Raw genomic sequence first — 19598 nt, 5'->3', positions numbered from 1 at the left:
TCGGGTTGTTAGCTCAGTTGGTAGAGCAGCTGACTCTTAATCAGCGGGTCGGGGGTTCGAAACCCTCACAACCCATAAAAAACAAACGCCAGTGACTGTTAAAGTCGTTGGTGTTTTGTCGTTTTTATAGCTGAAATGTTAATTATTTAAATAATCAGTCGCTTTCTTTTTGAAATTTTATCAATTACATAGTACATATGATGAAAAATGAATATAGTCTATATTAAATCAACTACATGATATACAAAAGGAGTTGTTTCAGTGAGTAGAATTGACATCGGAGAAATACAAGCCTTTGTGTTTCAATTACGCACAGCTAATGAATCAGGAAGAAAAACCATCCAATCTATCAAAACGGCCGTGACAAAGTATGTGGGAGATAATAGTTTAAAAGGAAAAGCAGTTGATGCATCGAAAAATTATTATCAAATGACTTATTTCCCTCTCTGTGACGCAATAATCGAAGCCATGGATGAAAGTGAAGAAAGATTGCAGCAGTATATCCAAGATTTCCATGCTCAAGTCGATAGTTCACCAGATGCCAAAATCGATGCGGACGGTTTATATGAACTGGGTAAAATGATTGACCGAATAGAAAGCAAAAAAGAAGCTTTAGCACAGCGAATGAATAGTGGGACAGAAGGACAAATGCAGAATTACCGTTCCCAGTTAGCTATTGCCTATAAACAGGAAAACATTCTCGAGAAATATTTGTCATTTGAACAAAGCCACGCTAGCTTTTTTGACCATTTGATTGATTTAGTTCAAGCCGTTCAGCAGACCATCCGCGAACTCCAGTCTAATATCCAGTTCAATAGCCAAACAGGCACTTACGATCTAAGTAAGCTGAATCAAGCTACAGTGAGCCGCATGCAACAAGCATTAAATAAAGCACGAGGAATAAAAGAAGATATTATAAAAGAACTACAAGACTACACAGTGCTTGCAGTGGTATATTTAGATAGTAATGGAAAAGAACAAGTCATGTGGTTATTAGAGCGAGACGGCTTGGGAGTGGAGAATGCCGAACTTAAAGCTTATTTAGAAAAAAACGGAAAATATCTTAACCCAGAAGATTATTCGATTATTACTAATGAAGACTTGAATAAGAAAATCAATAAAGCTTGGCGAGATGGTGTTTATTATCTAAATGGTAATAAGTATGATGGACTAACTGGCGGCGTCTTATCTGCCTCGGCATATGTTGAAGCTGGGAAAGGGTATATAGATAAGAGTGGGTTAGCGGATGTTGTGTTGGGGCTTGGGTTGAGTACGGCTGCTATCAGAGGGAGTACTACGTTTGGTAAGAAAAGTAAGCTGAAGGGTTATGATTATTTAGATGACCAGTTGGGCGATTTAAATAATAAAGTGAAAATAAAGAAGTATGACTCTGCTGAAAGCGTCAATAAATATTGGCATCAACAAAACTATGATCAACCTCCATATACACCTAAAACACCTGTCCAAGATTTAGAACTTTTGGTAGATACTAAATTTGTCAGGGTATATGATGGGGGAAGTTCAAAACTACATGGTGGATGGCTTATGAAAGCAGAGGATATAAAAGGTTTAACGCCGACTCAAATTAAAGATAAATTTGCATTACCTAATATACCCAAATTTGTTGGAGAAGTTACTTTGCCAAAAGGTAGCAATATCAGAATGGGAGAAGTAAATCCTCTTTTCGAAAATAAAGGTGGAGGTATACAATTTGATTTGAAAGGTCAATTCATTGGTGAATTTAAAGAACTCGGAAAAATCTCAGAATGGGGCGGATTAAAGTGACAATTAATGCAGAATACATTGATAATAAATTAATTGCTTTTGGAAAAAGTATTGAATTTAAGAACAAAATTGTAGAATTAAAAGAGAATGATAACTGTGTATTTGTGAGATTATTGGTTGTTCCTGGTCAAGAATTAAATGAAAACACTTTAAGTAATGTATATGCAATTAATAAATTGGGTGAAATTCAATGGCAAATAAAAAATGTTGCGCCAAAAGGAAATAATGTTTATATATGCGCACCATTGGTAGGTATGGATATTGAAGAGAACGATTTATTTGTAACGGATTTCATGGGGCGGAGGTTTGAAGTTAATCAAGAAAATGGTGAAATCAACCAAGTGAAAATAGTGAAATAAACTCTCCTTTTACACTAATAAATTTTTATTTGTTGAAGTTTATTAGGATATTGGATTTACTATTAAAGATAGCGAGGTGTACTAAAAGTATCGCAATTACTGGCTTTAAATGATAATACGGGTGAAATCAAGGATATTGAAGAGTTAATAAATGGCAACTCATGTGATTAAGTAAACAAAGTACGGAGAAATAGCTATTTTTAAGTTGGAAACAAGTTTGCGCTTTAGAAAGCCGACATTATTAAGAAATGCTGAAACAGGGCACGCACCATTTAAAGCGATAACTTAATTTGAATAATTCTTTAAATGAAGATGAGTGAAAATTGGCTAAAGGTGCTTTTTCATGAGAGAAATATATCAAGCGAACTGTGCACAAGAGAATATAAGATCTTTTTAGGATATTATGTTGAGGTAGATAGGCTGATAAAGGCGCTGAAGAAAGATTCAAACACAAAGATGAGGAAAAAGCTTATGACGAAGATAAATCATATAAATAATAAATTGATTTTCGGAAATCAGGAATATATATTTGAGTACCCTATACAAATTTTGAGAGAAGATGAAAATCAGGTATATGTGCTATTAGATATACCAGCCAAACAAGAATATACTTTTGATGATTTTCATAATGTTTATGCTTTTTCTTATAACGGTGAACGAAAATGGCAAATAGGAAAGAGACCCATCGGAGATAATGATATTTATACTTTGATTAATGTAAAAGAAGGAATACTTTATGCTACAGATTTTAGTGGAAGAAAATATAAAGTTTGTGAAGAAAATGGAATTCCTGAAAAAATGCAGATTGTGAAGTGAAATTACTACTTATTATGCTAATAGGAGAGATTTAGTTGGAAAATGCTTTGCAAATCGAACGAAAATTACAAGAAGGAAATTATGTAGATGCTGATATACTCAGATATTTAAATCATAATAGTATAACGGTTGTGTATAACACACTTTATGAGATTGCGCATAAAAAAATAAAGACCGATGAGATTATAATGAAAATAACTGAGATTGCATCAAATAATAATGAAGTGTCATATAGAGGTTTGGGTACGTTAACCATGAGAATTGTTGCAATTGCAGCACTAAACGCACTTGATTCAAGTGGATTATATAATTTTTTAGATATTGAGGAGCGAAATTTAGTGGATAGTGTTTTCTTGTAAGAGAGGAATGACTGTGTGAATGAAAGAATTGCAGTGATAGTTTTAAATTTATTAGTTGAAAAAAATGGGATTCTGACTGATAACGCGAAAAAATAATTCACTTTATTATCGACAGGAGAAAAAATGAAGAAAATTCAATGGATAGTTAATCGAGCGTTTGTATCATCGATTTTATTAATTACTGCGCTATTTGTGGTCCCTCCAACATTTGGGATAGCTGATGGAAGTAAGGTGAGCTTTTATGAATATGTATACGGATCACCTTTAAAATGGCTAACTGTAATGACAATAACAGATGAGAAAAATAATTTTACAGAGACGTTTTTCGCGGGAAATGAGGGTATAAGCATCCAGTGGTTCAATTTAATAGGAAGTTTTGTGCTTATTTTCATCATTGTAAGTCTTATTTTCCACCTAGCAAAATTGCTGTATATTAGAAAAAACGCCTAAAAAAGACAACCTATTATTTACAGGTTGTCTTTCTCTATATTATTGAATAAGAATCTCGTTATTAGCATCCGCTTTTTTAAATATAGCCACAATTCCTTCTATAAACGATACAATTGAAGGAATACCAGTCCAGCAAAATACTACGTAAAGAACGCCTTGACCATTTTTTCCTGCTAAGAATTTATGGGCGCCGAATGTCCCAAGTAAAAGTGCTAAGGCAACATAAACCCATTTATTAACTAATTTCCCCTCATCCTTTTGGGAGTTATTGTTAACGATATTAATATTAGGATTTTCAGTCGTTTTCTCCACTTTTTTATTTACAATCAGTTCTTCTCCGTGTTTATAAACTTCCACTTCATCCCCAATGTCAGGACTGAATGTAAAACAAGTCAATGAAACATCGATTGTCTCCCCGTTATCTTTTAGTACTATTGCTGAACTATCTTCAATTTTAATGACCTTTGCCATGTTCCTTCTCTCCTTTTTTCTATATGCTGTTGTAAATAGTCTTTTTTATTATAAAATGAGAAAAATTTACTTCTTAATATTATCATAAAAAGCTTGGGAAAAGCTGTTTTAAAAGAAAATTTATTAATATTATTCTTTGTTTTTGCGAAAAAACAAGAATTCAAAGAAAGCACAACCAACTTAAACATTATCTCCAAATTTTCCTATTTCAGTAGTTTAAATTGTTTAATAGAACGAATGGACTACGATTAAAAGCGAAAAATGAAGCCGGAATCGATAAAAATGTATCGTTTTAGGCTTCTTTTTTTTCACCATTTTAGTGAAAGTGAGATTTATCAACGTTTTTTCAGATTTGAAAAATTGGATAATCGCTTAAATGTTACGAAAAATTGTCAAACAACGCCGTTTTTATCGTAAATCAGTTGTAATTGCCTGTACGAAAATTATTCGTTTTCTAAGATAATAAGTCTGTGATGGAATTTTAGAGAGGATGGTTATGATAATGAAGTACATTGAATATCACGATTACATTAAAAGAGACGCTATTATTTATGCTTATTTACTCGATAATTTTTCTTATGTTTGTAAACAAATTAAGGCTTGGGAAAGTATTACGATAGATAGAGAACACGTCTTGCTGGTGAAGAATGGTACGTTAATTGAAGAGAGTGACGGAAAGAAAAAGGGGATTGTACGTTGCTTTTTTCAAAAAAATCTTGTTTTTCCTACAAGAAATCCGGTGGTGTTAAAAGCTTTGGAAACATCGGAAGTTTGCTTGATTAGTGCGGAGGGCGTATTTGGGAAATTAGAAGAGGATCAGATATTGTCTAACTTCTTTTTGCAAATCGCGGAGAAAAACGAACAAGACTTAAAAAGGCAAGCACTGCTCGGTATAGAGAACTCGAAAAATAAAGTTGTGTCTACGCTAAACTTCCTATTAGAAAATAATTTTGCTAATACCACATTGCCAGTTTTTCCAGAATGGCTCCAAATAAACATTTTAGCAAAATTGGCTAATTGCTCCATTTCCACGATATCTTCCACTGTAAATGAACTGCACAATAACGGAAAACTTGATATTAAATCTTCTCCATGGAAACTCAAAGGACGCGAAATGAGGCTCGAATATTTTGAAAGAGAAGTTCAAAAAGTAGCGGACTAATATAGATGAAAACAAGATACATTTGTTTTCGGATGGTACAAGGCTTGAATTAATGAATGAATCAAGTTCTTTTCCAAGTACAAAAAATATACACATAAACGAGGTGGAAGTAGGACTTGAAGAAAAATATTTTAGTCGTAATTATTGTTTCGGTACTTGCTATTAGTGCCATTGTTTCAGCTTTTTTCCTATTGAGAGATGACGCTTATGCTATTGAAGCAGAGGGATTTACGTATAGTCCCAAAGGAAAACCAGTTACGTTTTCAGCTGATGCGAAGTACAATGATGCTTGGCTTAATAATGAAAAGACCATTTCAGACGGAAAAGAAGTAAAACCGATAAACTTGGCGAGAACATTATTTTTAAAGGATGGACGAATCCAGTTTTTAGGTAAAAGTGTAGCTATTAAAAGTGCATCAGATTTAATTGAGATGCCTTCAAAAACAGCTGTCACTGAAAATAAGGGGACATATAAAGCGAGTGTTACAAAAGACAAAACAATTGCTCAGCTTCCGAAAGGCACAGTAGTTAAACTTGCTGAAGGAAGATACATTATTCTAGATAATTCATATTTGAAAAATAAAAAAGGACTTAACAAAAAATTACCAAAAAACGTGATTGTTTCCATTGATGAGAATAAGAAAGTTTTATTAATGGGGGAAAAAACTTTAGAGGAACTAGCGGGCGATGATGCTTATATTGAAATGGAAAATAACCGTTATCAATTTGATTTAAAGAAAGAAATGCTAGTTAGCCAAACTGACACGGAAGAAGATATCGATATTCGTTCGATTAAGGTTGAAATAGATGATAAGGCCGAGAAACGAAATCTAAAAGCTACAAAAGAAACAACTACAACGGACGAAACGAAGAAGCAAGAAGATAAAAGTAACGAACAAACAAATCAAGCAAACAGTGGTAATGCGGCTAATGCAGAAGCAACAGCTGGTAATGCTGACGGTGGTGACACTGGAACAACGACCAAAAATGGCGCAAACGGCAATGAAACTACGAAAAACAACCAAGATAACACGGATGTCACTAAAGCCAATGAAATTATCAAAAGGCTAAATGACGCAGAAAGTTTAAGCGCATTCCAAGTGCCAATTGTAGATGTTGAATTAACTGTGAAAGGCCAAAAAGCCTCCGCAAAATTACAACTAACTGATTCTTCTAAACGACTACAATCTTTAGAAGCAATTTTATACGATAGCGAAAACAAGGTTGTGAAAAAAGTAGCATTGGATTCATCAAAGGCCGACCAAGATTTTGCTTTCGATAGTTTGAAATACGGCGAAACCTACCAAGTTGTTGTTCAAGGGAAGTACAAATCTGCAAGTGACAAAATTCAAGAAACGATTTTCTTCCGCCAAACTGTAGAAGCGAAACCAGTCGTATTAACGCCAAAAGTAGTCGAACGCAGTGAAGATAGTTTAACAGCGGAGATAACTGCTACAGAATTATACGGCAAAGTGGATGAATTAGTTTTAAGAATCAAAGAAAACAACAGTAACGTAACTACTTCTAAAACCGTTAAAGTCGATGCAAAGGCACTTACAAAAGACGGCAAAGTAGAAGTCAAATTAGATTCGTTGAGTAGTAGTAAAGAATACATCGTCGAAATGGAAAAATTAGTGGTTGATGGTAAAGATGTAACGGATGACAATTGGTATTTCATTGCATCGACACTAAAAGCAAAACCAACGATGACCGGAATAGATCTTTCTTATAGTACCGAGAAAGGTGAATTCACAGCGGTGCCAATTAATTTAATCGATAAAGATAGTTCTATTACTAGTATTCGCTATGTCGCTTATTTAGAAGAAGATTATAAAGCGAATGGTGAGAATGCTAAAGAATATGCTTATTCTGTTGTTGATTCAAGTCAGAAGAAAACATCGGTAAAAGTTGGTCGAACGGTTGATATGGGCGATGGGAATTATGTTTTTGTAGCTTATATCTCTGGTAATAATAATCAATCCGACTATACTTTTGCTACACCAGCATCTAATGCGGTAGTAGTTGGAATGAAATCTATACCAACTGTAGAATTTTCTCTAAAAGCAGCAGAACAAGACAAATTAACAATCAATTATGAAGTTTTTGATGCGGATAATACATTGCTTTATGATAATTTGACGCATCCGACCTTAAAACTTTATAAATCGAATGCGCAAGGTTTATATAGTGGCAATCCGGTTGCTACAGTAGACCTGCGAAATAAATCTGACATTACAAATTTACTGGAATTCGATGGTTTAGAAAGTGAGACTTATTATGTTGTTGTAATGACTGCTTCATATAATTTAGATGACGGCACAGGAATTATGGTAGATCAGCGCATTGGCCAATCTAGCGTGTTCCAAACAACGAAAATAGCGAAAGTTGATGCCACTTTTACACTCGAATCAGTAACGACTAATCAAGCGGAAATTAATGTCAAGTTCTCAGAAACCGCGACAAAACTAAGTGCTGCAAACTTGAAAATCTATGATAAGAAAAATAACACACTTATAAAAACAATTCCTTTAAACAGCGACTTTGAAAAGCTCATGAGCGCAGATGGGAAAAACTATCTTTTCGAAGATCTAGCTATTAATAAAGAATACTTGTTAAAAGTAGAAGATAGCTTTGATAGCGGAATGAACCAAGTCCCTGTAGAAGGCGAATTAGTCTTCAAAACAAAAAGAGAAACACCAATAACCGATAAAGTTCTACTGGATTATCAACCAAATAAAATGAAAGTGGGCGGGTTAGCCGGTATTGAAGCTACGGAAAAACCAATGCTGGATGATTACAATGCGGTTAGCTCTATCACTTACCGAATCTATAAAGTAGACGACTTAAATACGCCGCTTGTAGAACAAGAAGTTTCAACAGCAGCTGAATTTGAAAAGTATTCTTACTTTGATTTATCTAATGCCGATTTAGGACGCGGTTTCGATTACATGATTAAAGCAGAAGTAATTTGGAATGATAATTATGAAGATCATCGTATTGAAATCAGTTCTGAAACAATTCAAATTAAAAAAGAAAAACCAACTGTGGAATATGAAATTTTAAGAAGAACGGCAACAGAAGTAAAGCTCAATGTTTATGTGAGAGATATTGAGGGCGCGATTATACCTGGAAAATTAGATATTACTAGCTCAACAGGCGGTTCTGTGCCGCTTGTGAATGGGAAAAATACCGTAACATTACCGCTCTCAAGTGAAGGTGCGACAACGATTAAAACAGTAGGTGACTATGTCGTTACTAGCGGTGAGCCTGCGGAATCAACGGTCTTTATGACAAAAAACTTGGTGGCGATGAACACAACAGCGCCGCAAGCGAGTGCTCAATTTGCGTTAGATGAAACAGGTCGTTCGCTGATTCTAACACCTCAACCGGATGATGTGGCCAAGAATAATGTAATGAAAACAACTTATAACCTTCAAGCGGAAAATAGTTCTAGCCCAGATTATTCCGTAGCTAAAATAGGCGACGAACAATTTGATGCACAAACTATTGATTTGCCATTCGGGAATGTATGGTTTAACAATTCGTATCAGTTAGCGCTTGATATGAAAATGAACTATATGGAAAACAGAATAAACAATGAGAAGTTATTTGAAAACTATTATGTCTCACTAAACGATAACGCGGCATTTGTAACCTCGTCTAACGGCGGTGTATCAACAACTAGAAACGCAAATCGGGCAGATGTTTACCGCGTGACAAAAGGCCCGACTGACGCAGAAGGCAATATTTCCGGTGTTAAATTTAAAAATATTTGGACTGGGACTTACATTGCATACCGCGGTGGAGTTTTGATTAGTAACAGTGAGACAGCAGATCCGTTTAGTTTTAGACGTCAAGAAGATGGAAGTTATGTAGCGGAACTAAATGGTCGTTATGTTGACTTCTCATCAGGTCTTGTTTCTACGGAAGCGGCCGGTTCAAAAATCGACCTTTATTCTGCGCAAGAAGAAACAGGCAAAGTTTCGCAATCGATAACTACGAAAGCACTAGCAGAGCCAGACATTACAGCTGAGTCGCTTAGTATTTATGACAAGCGAGTTAAGTTAGATGTTATTGGTGAAGATAAGGATAATACCATTGTTAACAAAGCTAACGAAAAAGAACTATTTGCGAATGCATACAAAGAGGACGGGACAACACTTGTGAAGTCGGTACGAATTGACGGCTTACCAACTCGAGATGTCTCGCTTACTGAACTTTCGCCTGACAAAACCTATGTTATTAAAGTAGAAGGAAAATATGATTTGTTGGACGGAGAAGGCGCAAAAAATAAAGTTTACTATACCGAAACGATCACTACTGAGAAAAGTCTACCAAGCATGGCCTCAACAAGTTATTCGTGGAACCCAGCTTATGGATACAGGACAATCAAAGGAAATAACAACTTTATTGATGAAAGTAGCGTTTTAACAGACATCGAATATCGTTTGTATGATGCTGCGACAGTATCTTCTAGCTTAACGAATCTAGTCGCGCTGGAACAAGAACTTGGCAGCAAAACGCCAGTAGCGACGTTTAATAATTTATCGAAGACGCCAGAATTTGATTTATATAATAATCTTGGCACTCAAAATTATGTTTCCGGAAAAACCTATGTAATTGCGGCCTTTATGAAAACAAGTCTAGCTAAGGCACCAATTTTCTTAAGTAATGCGAAGACCATTTATCTTGCGCCACCAAAAACGGTTAGTGCTCCAATTAAGCTAGAAAGTGTTTCTGCTAGACAAGCAACATTGAAATTCTCTTATAACGACCCAGATAGTTACTTTGTAGGCGGGACGAATAAGCAATTCCAATATGTCTTAAAAGAAACAACGTCTGGCAAGATAGTTAAGAATGGTGCTTTCACAGGCGGAAATACAGCTAGCTGGTTGAACACATTCGACGATTTAGAGCCAGCGAAAGGTTATACATTAACTATCAGTACAAATTACGACAATTTGGCTGGCGATGGAAGTCATCCATGGAGTACTAGTTTAAACTTTACGACCGATGATGAGTATGTAACCTCGAACTCACTAACAATTCAACTTGATGCCGCAACGAAAAAAATCAAGCTTCAAGCAAAAGAATTAAGTCCAGGATCAACAACCATTGAAAAAATCGAAATGGAGTTCTATGAGTTGCTTGATTATGGTGGTAACAATGAGCGAACTAGTTTAGTTGAAAGAAAAACGGTCACTTTACCAAGCTCATATCCCGCAACAATTTCTGAAAGCTTTAGTATTGCAGGGAAGAAGCAGAATCAAAGTTTCTTAGGCAAAATGGTCGTCACTTATCGTACACCGTTGAATGAAGTTAAAACCTATGAAAAAACATCCAACTTTGTAACCTTGCAAGAAGATATTGCGGCAAACTTAAGGTCATTCAGAAGCGTAAGAGCTACTGATACTAATGTGGCTGTACAACTAGACACGACAAAAGTAGATACAGAAGCAAAAGAAACTTACACGTTTGAGCTTAAAGATGAAGACGGCGAAGTGATTGATACAGAAAAAGTTGCGGCCAAAGATATTGCGGAGACAGTTAATTTGTCGATGGAACCAACGAGCAATTATGCAATAACTGTATTCGATCAGAAAGACAAGCCAATTGCGCTTTATCAAGGCAATAACGAAGAAAATAATCTTAAAGCTAATATCACTGATGATAGCTTCACATTGATGGCAAATGACACCGCGGATGCGAAAACAAAATTGACTGTCACGATTGAACCAAAAGAACTTTCCACTTGGGAAAAAGTACAGTCATGGTTCGGCAAAGATTTCACAGAAACGAAAACTGTCGAAAAAGAAGAGCTAGATACCGGTGTGGAATTCGATGCAAATTATCATGATTCAAAAGTTACTGTTAAAGAAACAGAATCAGGAAAAACTTTTGGGATTATCGAACTGGAGGCAAGCAAATGAAACCTACATGGAAAATAGGCATAATCGTTGCAGCTGTCCCGTTAATCATTATTTCTGTAATCTTATGGGGATCATTTAAAGAGGCAAGATATGATCTTGTCTCCCTCCCCAGTAACGGTGTGGTATTAAATGATGAACAAGAAACATTGCAATTTCAAAAAGGACACACACTTTATCGAAGCTGGAATGAAGATCAGCTAATCGCCAAAAATGATGAAGACGATACGCGCAATAAAATCATGCAAAGTACGATTCTCTATTTGGACAAAGACGAATTAATGTTCACCAAGAGTGTTCCTGTCATTGATATAAATGGCGTTAGTACCAAGTTAAAAGGAAGACAAGTGTATGAACCAAAAGGGGCTTCCTACCAATACAAAAACTCAGAAATCGCCGAAAAAAGTATCGTAAAACTAGCCAATCGCCAATATTTCTTAAATGCCGAGGCAACCCTTTATCTTGGCGGAAAAGAAATTAAGAAAGTTTCCAAACCGCTGCTTCTCATTGATAAAACCGGTAGTGTCACCATTTATGAAAATAAAAAGAAAAGCCGTTATTTAGGCCATATGACATTAAAGGTCAATGATGAGACCGTTTTAGATGCGAGTAATGAAACATATACAATCGGCGAACGTAAAATCGACCTTGCTAGCTTCGACGGAACAGATAATGAAAAAATCGTCGTTAAAAAAGACGAGAAAGAAGCAACTGACAAAACTGCTGCAAAGGATAACCAATCGAACAGCGGTACTGATAAGAAGGATGAATCTGCGAATAGTGGCCTGAACGCAACGAAGAAATACGGAAATGAAATTAAAGCAGGCAGCGGATCAGCAGACGCCGGAAATAGCGGTACTAAAGGCGGCACGAGTGGAAATGCACAAAAGGACTTAGAAGAAATTGATAATTATGAAGCTGTTCTCAAGAAAATTGAAGAACTGAACAATAAACTGGAACGAAATATCCCAGTATTAAGGATTGGCTATATAGCGACAGGTGTAACTAGCGCGAAAGTTAGCTATAAATATTCAGATCCAAATAACACCTTGATTGGCATAACGAAAATCAGTGTGGTAGATGAAAAAACTGGAAAAACAATCAATACGCACTATGCATCTGCTATAGATACAGAGGCCACTCTGACGGGACTTTCTCCTAATGGAAAATACCATCTTGAATTCTCGTACCAATATGATTTAGGTACAGATAAAGGCATTCAAGAAGTGAAAATGAAGAGTGACTCCTTCACAACCCAATCAGTATCAGCTATTTATCAAATGCAAAGTGTAACTAGTACGTCAATCAAAGTAAATATCGCGCTCGATGCACAAATAGAAGACATCAAACGAGCTCGAATCAAAGTGAAAAAAGCTAATGGTGATTCTTTCTATATGAATGTTGGAACAAATTTTATTAACGGTAACGGAGAACTTCTAAACGTAACAGATTTAGATCCAGGCACCGCGTACCAATTCCAAACGATTATTGAAATGAAAAATGGCGAAACAATCGAATTGAACAGCTCAGAAAAATACTACACCATGCAATCAACCGTTTTAAGAAGTTTACGAGCTAATTTATCAGCCAATAAAGTGGTGCAAGTGGAGTACGACTGGACCTCAACCGATTACACGTTAAACCAAGCCACTGTTGAGTTAAAGGATGAAGAAAAATCCGAAGTTGATTACAAAATCGTCAACCAAGAAAAAGGGAGCATTCGCTTAGTTCCAATCACGGATGAAGAAACAGTTGATTTAGAAGCTAAGTTAGTCCTTAAAACAACAAACAATGATACAAAAGAAAGTAAAACATTCGAGTATCCGATTGAACAAGACGTTCAGTACGACAAAGATGCGAAATTAACTATCTCCTTAACACCGTTCCAAACAGAAGAAAATAGCACAAAGCAAACCGAGGATACTGAACAAGATACGGCACGGAATGTAGGCTTAGCAACGAAAATTGAAGAAGTTTTAGCCCCTCAAAATGCCACTTATGACATGATGTTTTCCATGAAGCGAAAAGCAGGCGAAACATATCGGATAGCTTTTGAAAGACGTGCGGTTGGAACAAGTGATAGTTGGACTTCTTTTAGTAACAAAGAACTGACAGCGGACGAAACTGGCTTAGTAAGTCACATGGAGACAATTTCGAGGATGGCGAAAGAAAGTTTTGATTACCGTATTGCGGTTTATGATACGAAGGGCGCATTGCAACTTTACGTATATCAATAATAGTAGAGGGGTACATTTTCTCAGTACCCCAATCTCATACAGAAGGTAGGAAAAAAATAATGGATTTAGTAGTTGCATGTAGCGTAATTGGCGCCGCACTCGCAATTGGGCTTGCGACTTTGGGAGCTGCAATTGGACAAGGAATAGCGGTTAGTAGAGCAACAGAAATTATCGGAAAAAACCCAAATGCAAAAAAAGAAGTTATGGGAGGTCTTTTTCTAGGGCTTCTAATGATTGTCGCATTAATGCTTTTTGCACTGGCAATCGCAGTCATCTTGCTTTGGGTTAATCCGTTTATATGATAGGTGAGAGCATGGAAAATATGATTCAAACAATAGTACTTTATGGTATTTTTGCAATTGGTTTTCTTTATTTACTCTATTTTACCTTGCGAAAATTGGAAAATATCCTGACGAGCTTTTTTTATGAACTTAGCCAAGATAAATCACTTGAAAAAGAAAGTTTATTACGTCGCCTAAAACGACAAAAAGTTGCAACGAATCAAGAAGAACAAAAAAATAGGCAATTAGCTATTGAAGCAGAACAGAAAGAGACCATTTTTCTCGAAGAAATCGACCAGTTAGTTGCTCGAAATAGAAAGTATGAACAAGAATTACAAATTTGGCAAAATGAAAAACCAACACAAATTGTTGAAATTCCAAGTGTTGAAACGACACCCCATGCGCCGTTCAAATCGCTAAGTAGCTGTGTTAATGAAATCATTCAAAAGGTTTTCATTGCATCTGAGGAAGAGGAAGCACAACTGTTCACGGAAGCAATTCGTGAATTTGATGCACTTGTCCGGGTTGAAAAAATCCGCCTAGCTCTTCCTTACAAAGTCCTTTTGCGTTTGTTTGAAATGCATACGTCAGAAGAGTTACACGCATTTACGAAGTCATTTGAAAAGTTCAATGAGCGCGCGAGTAAGCTTTCTGTGAAACAAATTTATCAGAGTAGCTACTTGTCGCCAGAACAAAAAGTGAAGGTAATGCGTGAAGACGGCACATTGGATGAACTTAATCATCAATTTGTTGAATTTCTATTCTATATGTTAACGCATTTCTCTTATCGTCAAACGCGTGGACTTTACCGGAATTATATAGAAGTTTATAATGTTCACTTTTATACAGGGCTTATTCGTGTAAATGTTGCTAATGAAGAATCGGCAAGTCATTTTGACAGGTTTTGGAAACCGACACATACAGGCTATAAAATCGAGTATCAAGTTCAAAAGGAATTAATTGGTGGAGTTATTATCAATTATGGAACAAAGTCGATTGATATGAGCTATCAGGAACTAATCAAGCGCACAACAGAAAAAATGGAATCGGAAGTGAGACTTTGAAAACTATTCATTTTGATATGAACAAATACGAAACCCCTGTGGATTTGGAATATTTAAAGGAACATGGCCGGGTTGAGAAAATCTCTGATGGTGTAATTTTTTCTTCTGGCCTCGAAAATGCAGCTCTTCACCAAGCGGTTACGATTGACGGTAAACACCGCGGCGTAATTCTTGAGTTAAATGAAGAATTTGTTGGTATCGGGTTAATTGATAAAACCAATGATATTTTAGAAGGAATGACTGTGTCAGTTACGGATCATTTCATTGAAGTAAATCTGTTTGAAGATATGGCAGGTCGTATTATTGATACAACCGGAAAAATGTTATACGACATTAGCGATGAACAGCCAACCGCTACTTCCCCGCTATTTTGTGTAACGCCGGCAATTATGACGATTGATAGTGTTACTCGTCCGCTTAATACAGGGCTCGCAGTAATCGACTCTATTACACCAATTGGTCGAGGTCAGCGCCAGTTAATTCTGGGTAACCGACAATCAGGCAAAACCCAAATCGCGGTGGATACAATCATTAATCAACACAATCAGAATGTACATTGTATCTATGTCGCAATTGGTCTAAAAGCAGCTTATATTGCTGAAGTGATTGAAACGCTGCGTAAACATGGCGCGATGGACTATTCGACGGTGGTTGCAACAGCTGCAAGTGATTCGCTCACTGCCCAATATTTAACCCCATATGCGGGAATGGCAGTCGCAGAGGCATTACGGGACCAAGGAAAAGACGTTTTAATTATTTTTGATGATTTAACGAAACATGCGGATGCTTATCGAGCGATTACATTACTTTTCAATCGTCCACCGGGAAGAGAAGCTTATCCAGGAGATAGTTTCTACATCCACTCAAGTCTCTTAGAACGAGCAGTACAAATGAATCAGGAGCATGGTGGTGGATCCATCACGGCTATCCCAATGATTGAAACTTTATCCGATGATGTAACAGCCTATATTCCGACCAACGTTATTTCGATTACAGATGGTCAGTTGTTCTTAAAATCCGATTTATTTAACCGGGGTCAAAAGCCAGCTGTAGATGTCGGCGTATCGGTTTCCAGAATCGGTGGCGACGCGCAACATCCGATTATTCGCAAACTTAGTAAGAACCTGACCCTTATACTTTCTCAGTTTGAAGAATTAAAAGAATTACTGGATTTCGGTAATGCACTTGATGACGGAAGTATGAAAATGGTGACAGATGGACGGATGTTGACGGAGCTATTTAAACAAAATATTTTGAGCCCGCTATCCGTGACAGAATTAATTGCCATTTTATATGCATTCCAAAATGGTTTCTTAAACAAAATGGCGCCAACAAATGTTCAATCTTTCAAAGGATTGTTATTAGAAAAAGCACATGCACATCCGGATTTTGCGTCATTTTCTAACCAAATTGAGGAAATCAGTGAACTAGATGCATCGCACGTCAAACTATTAGAAGAAATTATTCAGGAAGCGGGGAGGCCTTTCCGTTGAGTAGCATAGACCAGGCGCGAAAAAAAATTAAAGCACTGAACTCAACTTATAAAATTGTCCATGTAACGGAATTAGCAACCCTTGGAAAACTTTCTGGACTGCGGGAAAAAGCCGAAGCAGCCGTTAGTTATTATGAAACTATCTTGAAAAGTTTGCGCTGGGTTAGAAAAACGATGTACACCAGCAAAAACATACAAGCAACCGAAGAAAAAAATGTTACTGCACTTGCGATTACATCCGAACGAGGGCTTTGTGGAGCCTATAACAGTGAAGTTTTTGCTGAAATAGATAAATTGATTGAAACTCTTGGCGATCAAGTGAATATTAATTGGATTGTCGTGGGTGAACAAGGCCATCGTTATTTAACGAACCTTGGACAGAATATCAGCACATACTTGCAGTTTTCGCTTGAAAATATTGATTTGGAAACAACGACAGAAGTGACAGCGGATTTTATTGATCAAATTAATAAGCAAGAAATGGATGCATTGTATGTTATTTTCACGAAGTATTTAAATGCAGTCCAATCGGAAGCGATGTGCGAAAAAATTTATCCGGATATTCCTGAAGAATTAGATGCGGAGTCAATTGAAGTTGATTATGTACTTGATTTCGAGACGGATGACGAACAAGTAGAGCAGTTGTTACTAGAAAATTATCTATGTGGGTTGCTTTACAGCATGTTCCGCTATTCGGTTGCTAGTGAGTATTGTATGCGCCGAATTGCGATGAAACAAGCGAAGGACAATATCCATAAGCAACATGAAGAAGCCGTTTTTGATGCTAGAAAAAAAGCATTACAACAAAAAACCGGCGAATTATTAGATATCATCAGTGGCGCACAGACGATCAGGAAGGAAGAAGAATAAATGAAAAAAAACACTGGGACCATTATAAGCATTAGTGGTTTTGTTTTAAAAATTGAATTTAATGAAAGCGAACTCCCTGAAATTAGCCATGCGCTTGAATATAAGACACACCAAGGAACTTATTTAGCGGAAGTCGTTCAACATACTGGAATTAATACTGTTTCAGCAATTGCAATTGGAGAAGTTAGTGGCCTGGCGCGAGGAGCAGAAGTCGTTAATCTTGGTCATCCGATTGAAGTTCCTGTTGGAGAAACGGTTCAAGGACGGATGTTGAATGTTTATGGTAAAGCAATTGATGGGTTCCCGGAGCCAGAAGCTAAAGTTAAATGGCCGATTTTTCGCGAACAGCCCTTACTTCGAGAATTAGATACAAATAAAGAAATCCTTTATACAGGCATCAAAGTTATTGACTTAATTTGTCCAATTTTAAAAGGTGGTAAAACGGGGCTTTTCGGTGGTGCTGGAGTTGGTAAATCCGTTTTAATGCAAGAGTTGATTAACAATATCAGTATGATGGGCGGGAATTCCGTTTTTACTGGGGTTGGCGAGCGTGTCAGAGAAGGTATTGGTTTATATAAAGAACTAGAATCAAGTGGCGTATTACCGCAAACAACCGTCGTTCTGGGGCAAATGAATGAATCGCCAGGCGTGCGGATGCGTGTAGCGTTGACTGGTCTTACAATCGCGGAATATTTACGTGACGAAGAGAAAAAAGATGTTTTACTATTTATCGATAATGTCTTTCGTTTCATTCAAGCGGGTTCCGAAGTATCCTCCTTGCAAGGTAAAATTCCGATTACTGGGGGATATCAATCAACACTTTCAAAAGAAGTGGGTGATTTTCAGGACCGAATCGCATCTACAAAAAATGGTTCGATTACGTCAATCCAATGTGTATTCTTACCGGCTGATGATATTGATGATCCATCCGCGGTTGCGACGTTCAGTCATTTAGATTCAACGATTGTATTAGAACGTTCGATTGCAGCGCTAGGGATTTTCCCGGCTGTTAATCCACTTCAATCATTCTCCCGGGCGCTTAATCCAACTTTTGTTGGCGAACGTCATTATCAATTGGCTGTGCAAGTGAAGTTTATTCTACAACGTTATATGGAATTACAAGAAATCATCAACGTGCTCGGAATGGCTGAGTTAAGTGATGAGGATAAAAAACTCGTTCACCGGGCTCGGAAAATTCGTAACTTCCTATCGCAACCATTTTATGTTTCCGAAAAATTCACTGGTACAGAAGGGATCTTTGTTGAGATTGAAGACTTGCTGATCAGTGTGGAGCGGATTCTAAGTGGCGAATATGATGAACGTTCAGAGCGAGAATTCTTGTTTATAGGATCCTACAAAGACTTGAAATAGGAGGAGAGGCAAATGAAACTAAAAATCGTCTCGCCTATGGGGCAATTTTTTGAAGGTGATGTAGAGGGTTTTGTTATCAATACAAAAGAAGGGCAGCAAACGGTATTAGAAGAACATATCGATTGCCTTAGTTTCTTTGACTATAGTGAAATTACTATTTTAGATAGTGCCGCTACAGAGCCTATCTTTGTTGCCCTCGGCTATTTACATCTTGTTCAAAATGAAGCAAATATTATGGCACAATTTGCTTCGACGGATGCCAAACAAGCTGAACGGATTTTTGAAAGACTTAGTAAGCGAAAACATGGAGAGCGAGGGATTATATGACGAGCGGATTTTTTGATACATTGCTACAAATTGTTGCTTTGTTTGCTGCTTTTTTTCTAATAGTTTTGCTCCTTCTTGTATACATTCGCCACTTTTTAACACGAGATGAAATACCTTTAGAAAGACTCCGGCGGTATCAATTGTGGTACCAACGTTTTCAACTGGACGGGGAGGTTACAGCTTTTATCGTCGTTATTAGCGCAACGCTTTTAGTATGTATCGCAGCGTTGCAAATAGTGGCAATCCCTTTCCAATTTATACTATTCATGTTTTGGAGCACGTGGTTATTTCATCTGTTTTCCTTATGGAAGAAAACGCGGGTAGCTCAAAAATTCAAAAAAGAAATGACACAATTACTAGGTTTACTTTTAATTACCGGCTTATATTTTATTGGGTATTTTGCGATGAAGACTATGCATTTTATTCTTACACAAATAGTTGATTCCCCTTGGCCGATTCAGTTTGGAATTAGGAGTTACTTAGTTATTTGTAGCCTGCTTGTGGCAGGAGGAGCCATATTTATATGGCAACGCATCTATGTGAAATTGCTGAAATAATTTTAATAAAAAAATCCTCAGCGTCCGTAAATACTTTCCGGGCAATTTGGAAAATTCAAAAGGAGATAAA

General features: G+C 36.8%; 16 protein-coding genes, 1 tRNA gene and 1 pseudogene. 17 read left to right on the top strand and 1 reads right to left on the bottom strand.

The features are described from left to right. Window positions 1–2 precede the first annotated feature (2 nt). The 7 genes and pseudogenes from HCJ55_RS08355 to HCJ55_RS08330 all read left to right on the top strand — a co-directional run bounded on the left by HCJ55_RS08355 (window position 3) and on the right by HCJ55_RS08330 (window position 3769). Window positions 3–75: transfer RNA gene (locus tag HCJ55_RS08355), tRNA-Lys, on the top strand. A gap of 186 nt (window positions 76–261) precedes the next feature. Continuing rightward, entirely contained in the window at window positions 262–1785 is a 1524-nt protein-coding gene (locus HCJ55_RS08350; protein ID WP_185517742.1) for an LXG domain-containing protein, read from the top strand. Beyond that, entirely contained in the window at window positions 1767–2144 is a 378-nt protein-coding gene (locus tag HCJ55_RS08345) for a DUF7957 family protein (RefSeq protein ID WP_185517740.1), read from the top strand. Before HCJ55_RS08350 ends, HCJ55_RS08345 begins: the two co-directional genes overlap by 19 nt. A gap of 184 nt (window positions 2145–2328) precedes the next feature. After that, window positions 2329–2433, top strand: a pseudogene (locus HCJ55_RS13920) (hypothetical protein); the annotation flags it as partial. A 182-nt stretch (window positions 2434–2615) separates the two neighbouring features. Further along, complete coding sequence (locus HCJ55_RS08340) at window positions 2616–2960, top strand: DUF7957 family protein (RefSeq protein ID WP_185518007.1); 345 nt, start codon at window positions 2616–2618, stop codon at window positions 2958–2960. Window positions 2961–2995: 35 nt separating this feature from the next. Continuing rightward, complete coding sequence (locus HCJ55_RS08335; RefSeq protein ID WP_185517738.1) at window positions 2996–3319, top strand: hypothetical protein; 324 nt, start codon at window positions 2996–2998, stop codon at window positions 3317–3319. Between the two features lie 123 nt (window positions 3320–3442). After that, window positions 3443–3769 carry a hypothetical protein gene (locus tag HCJ55_RS08330; RefSeq protein ID WP_185502749.1) on the top strand — a complete coding sequence of 109 codons (327 nt, stop codon included), beginning with the start codon at window positions 3443–3445 and terminating at the stop codon, window positions 3767–3769. A 39-nt stretch (window positions 3770–3808) separates the two neighbouring features. On the opposite strand, the gene HCJ55_RS14025 is transcribed toward HCJ55_RS08330, so the two are convergent. Beyond that, window positions 3809–4240, bottom strand: a complete 432-nt coding sequence (locus tag HCJ55_RS14025; protein ID WP_185517737.1) for a TM2 domain-containing protein — start codon at window positions 4238–4240, stop codon at window positions 3809–3811. Between the two features lie 502 nt (window positions 4241–4742). Between HCJ55_RS14025 and HCJ55_RS08320 the strand changes: the two genes are divergently transcribed. The 10 genes from HCJ55_RS08320 to HCJ55_RS08275 all read left to right on the top strand — a co-directional run bounded on the left by HCJ55_RS08320 (window position 4743) and on the right by HCJ55_RS08275 (window position 19528). Then, window positions 4743–5402 carry a cyclic nucleotide-binding domain-containing protein gene (locus HCJ55_RS08320; RefSeq protein ID WP_008946495.1) on the top strand — a complete coding sequence of 220 codons (660 nt, stop codon included), beginning with the start codon at window positions 4743–4745 and terminating at the stop codon, window positions 5400–5402. Between the two features lie 116 nt (window positions 5403–5518). After that, a complete protein-coding gene (locus tag HCJ55_RS08315; RefSeq protein WP_185517735.1) occupies window positions 5519–11332 on the top strand; it encodes an ATP phosphoribosyltransferase regulatory subunit in 5814 nt (1937 codons plus the stop codon). Continuing rightward, complete coding sequence (locus HCJ55_RS08310; protein WP_185517733.1) at window positions 11329–13566, top strand: hypothetical protein; 2238 nt, start codon at window positions 11329–11331, stop codon at window positions 13564–13566. The genes HCJ55_RS08315 and HCJ55_RS08310 overlap by 4 nt, the downstream gene beginning before the upstream one ends. Before the next feature lie 59 nt (window positions 13567–13625). Further along, entirely contained in the window at window positions 13626–13868 is a 243-nt protein-coding gene (locus HCJ55_RS08305; protein ID WP_003721714.1) for an ATP synthase subunit C-like protein, read from the top strand. An 11-nt stretch (window positions 13869–13879) separates the two neighbouring features. Beyond that, window positions 13880–14911 carry a F0F1 ATP synthase subunit delta gene (locus HCJ55_RS08300; protein WP_185517730.1) on the top strand — a complete coding sequence of 344 codons (1032 nt, stop codon included), beginning with the start codon at window positions 13880–13882 and terminating at the stop codon, window positions 14909–14911. Then, window positions 14908–16404 carry a F0F1 ATP synthase subunit alpha gene (locus HCJ55_RS08295; protein ID WP_185517728.1) on the top strand — a complete coding sequence of 499 codons (1497 nt, stop codon included), beginning with the start codon at window positions 14908–14910 and terminating at the stop codon, window positions 16402–16404. The genes HCJ55_RS08300 and HCJ55_RS08295 overlap by 4 nt, the downstream gene beginning before the upstream one ends. Further along, a complete protein-coding gene (locus HCJ55_RS08290) occupies window positions 16401–17273 on the top strand; it encodes a F0F1 ATP synthase subunit gamma (RefSeq protein WP_185502743.1) in 873 nt (290 codons plus the stop codon). The genes HCJ55_RS08295 and HCJ55_RS08290 overlap by 4 nt, the downstream gene beginning before the upstream one ends. Further along, window positions 17274–18644, top strand: coding sequence for a F0F1 ATP synthase subunit beta (gene atpD / locus HCJ55_RS08285; RefSeq protein ID WP_185502742.1), 1371 nt, complete (start codon window positions 17274–17276; stop codon window positions 18642–18644). A gap of 12 nt (window positions 18645–18656) precedes the next feature. Then, window positions 18657–18971, top strand: coding sequence for a F0F1 ATP synthase subunit epsilon (locus HCJ55_RS08280; protein WP_185502741.1), 315 nt, complete (start codon window positions 18657–18659; stop codon window positions 18969–18971). Continuing rightward, window positions 18968–19528, top strand: a complete 561-nt coding sequence (locus tag HCJ55_RS08275; protein ID WP_185517726.1) for a hypothetical protein — start codon at window positions 18968–18970, stop codon at window positions 19526–19528. Before HCJ55_RS08280 ends, HCJ55_RS08275 begins: the two co-directional genes overlap by 4 nt. Window positions 19529–19598 lie beyond the last annotated feature (70 nt).

The organism is Listeria marthii, from assembly GCF_014227425.1.
In the GTDB taxonomy this organism is placed as follows: Bacteria; Bacillota; Bacilli; order Lactobacillales; family Listeriaceae; genus Listeria; species Listeria marthii.
The sequence above is the reverse complement of the archived record's forward strand: the minus strand, read 5'-3'. Positions and strand labels throughout refer to the sequence as shown.

Bases quoted from the DNA above. Each gene is read 5' to 3' on its own strand.
- HCJ55_RS08300 (WP_185517730.1), top strand. From the start codon at position 13,880: ATGGAAAATATGATTCAAACAATAGTACTTTATGGTATTTTTGCAATT.
- HCJ55_RS08310 (WP_185517733.1), top strand. From the start codon at position 11,329: ATGAAACCTACATGGAAAATAGGCATAATCGTTGCAGCTGTCCCGTTA.
- HCJ55_RS08280 (WP_185502741.1), top strand. From the start codon at position 18,657: ATGAAACTAAAAATCGTCTCGCCTATGGGGCAATTTTTTGAAGGTGAT.
- HCJ55_RS08275 (WP_185517726.1), top strand. From the start codon at position 18,968: ATGACGAGCGGATTTTTTGATACATTGCTACAAATTGTTGCTTTGTTT.
- HCJ55_RS08330 (WP_185502749.1), top strand. From the start codon at position 3,443: ATGAAGAAAATTCAATGGATAGTTAATCGAGCGTTTGTATCATCGATT.
- atpD (WP_185502742.1), top strand. From the start codon at position 17,274: ATGAAAAAAAACACTGGGACCATTATAAGCATTAGTGGTTTTGTTTTA.
- HCJ55_RS14025 (WP_185517737.1), bottom strand. From the start codon at position 4,240: ATGGCAAAGGTCATTAAAATTGAAGATAGTTCAGCAATAGTACTAAAA.
- HCJ55_RS08340 (WP_185518007.1), top strand. From the start codon at position 2,616: ATGACGAAGATAAATCATATAAATAATAAATTGATTTTCGGAAATCAG.
- HCJ55_RS08345 (WP_185517740.1), top strand. From the start codon at position 1,767: ATGGGGCGGATTAAAGTGACAATTAATGCAGAATACATTGATAATAAA.
- HCJ55_RS08305 (WP_003721714.1), top strand. From the start codon at position 13,626: ATGGATTTAGTAGTTGCATGTAGCGTAATTGGCGCCGCACTCGCAATT.
- HCJ55_RS08320 (WP_008946495.1), top strand. From the start codon at position 4,743: ATGAAGTACATTGAATATCACGATTACATTAAAAGAGACGCTATTATT.